We start from the raw sequence: 415 nt of genomic DNA, 5'->3' as shown, positions 1-415 counted from the left end.
AGCCAGCTTACCGCCACAATCGCAAACACCCCGAGCACCGCCTCCAATGCCTGATAGATACCCAATTCCATCAGCAGCAGGGCGATGGTGACATTAAACACCAGCCACACCACCCGACCGGGGTGAGAATGCGTCAGCCGCGAGAAGAAATTCGACCAGGCAATCGATCCGGCATAGGCATTGGTGACGTTGATCTTGACCTGACACAGCACCACAAACAGCCCGGTCATGGCCAGAATCGCCATGGGTGAATCCGTCAGATAACCAAAGGCAATATAATAAATGCGAGTCGGGTCAGACGCCTCGGCAATCGACATGCCTGAACTCACCGCCAGTACCGCGAGGAATGACCCGGCCAGAATTTTCAACATGCCCACCACAATCCAGCCTGGGCCGCCCCCGATCAGTGCCAGCC

1 pseudogene is annotated in these 415 nt (G+C 56.6%); it reads right to left on the bottom strand.

From position 1 onward, the window contains the following. Window positions 1-415 (bottom strand): annotated as a pseudogene (locus Q4563_RS16495) (hybrid sensor histidine kinase/response regulator); the annotation flags it as partial.

The organism is Gilvimarinus sp. 1_MG-2023 (assembly GCF_030548285.1).
The sequence above is the reverse complement of the archived record's forward strand: the minus strand, read 5'-3'. Positions and strand labels throughout refer to the sequence as shown.